This is a genomic window from Cellulosimicrobium sp. NPDC030954 (genome assembly GCF_055571305.1).
Map to the genome: position 1 here is coordinate 1 of NZ_JBVIFN010000029.1, position 1,153 is coordinate 1,153.

Genomic DNA, 1,153 nt, shown 5'->3' on the forward strand with positions numbered 1-1,153 from the left:
GTGGTGGCCACGGTGTGCTTCTTGCCGTGGGCGTCGTACCGGATCCAGCGGTGGTGCAGGCGCCGGTTGCCGGCGTCGGCGCGTTCACGGGCGGCGGGTGAGGCTTGGTTCCAGCGTTCCTGCAGGACCTTGCCGACGGTGTAGCGGGGCTTGTGCAGCCAGGCGGACTCGATGAGCAGGCGGCGGGCGTGGGTGTTGCCGGCCTTGGTGATCGCGCCCTGGCGGCGGGTGGTGCCCGAGGAGTGTTCGCTCGGGGTCAGGCCGAGGAAGGCGCCGATGCTTGAGCCGGTGAAGCGGGTCCAGTCGCCGATCTCGACAGCCAGGGCGAACCCGGTCAGGGTCGCGATCCCGCGCAGGCAGCACAGCCGTGTGACCACGGGGGTGAACGAGGAGTCCGCGGCCAGGAGCCCGATCTGCGTATCGAGCCGGTCGCGGCGCGCCTCGAGGTGGGTCACCAGCTCGCGGGACTCGGTGAACGCGGCCCGGGTGCCTGGGTGGGTGAAGTGGATCTGGTTCATCCACTGTTCGTGCGCGCCGGTCCAGGCTCGCCCGCCGTCGTAGACGTACCCGTGGCGCAGCAGCAGCTTGCCCAGCCGATGCCGGGCGCTCATCAGGTCCGAACGGTTGTCGAACCGCAACCGGACCAGGTCGCGGGCCGATTCCTGCTCGATCGTGGGCACGACCACGCCGGTGAGGTCATCGACCCGCAGCAAGCGGGCGAGCAGGCGCGCGTCGCGGGCGTCGGTCTTGACCCGGTCTCCGGGCGCCCGGTTGATCTTCGACGGCGCGGCCACCAGGCACCGGAACCCAGCACCGGTCAGCACCCGGGCCAGGCCGAAACCCGTCGGACCGGCCTCGTAGGCCACCGCCACCGGGCCGGGCAGCCGCGTGACCCAGTCCAGGACACCCCGGTAGTCCTCGCCCGGCGCCAAGGTCTGCTCCACCAGCTCGCCGGTGGTCGTGTCGATCGCGCTCGCCCGGATGGATCGTGCGTGCACGTCCAGGCCAACGCTCGTACGCTCGGTAAACACGGGGCCTCCTCTGAATGTGGATAGGCCGGGCAGGGCAATCTGCTCGGTAACCCACGACCTTCATAGCGAGGCCCCGCCCGCGCGACCCGGGCCGACCCGGGAGCTACTCATACCGTCTGACC

1 protein-coding gene is annotated in these 1,153 nt (G+C 70.9%); it reads right to left on the reverse strand.

Going from position 1 to position 1,153, the window contains the following annotated elements; translation table 11 throughout:
• The coding region (locus ACZ402_RS20295) for an IS110 family RNA-guided transposase (RefSeq protein ID WP_375826125.1) at window positions 1-1,031 on the reverse strand (1,031 nt) is incomplete at its 3' end.
• Between the last annotated feature and the right edge of the window lie 122 nt (window positions 1,032-1,153).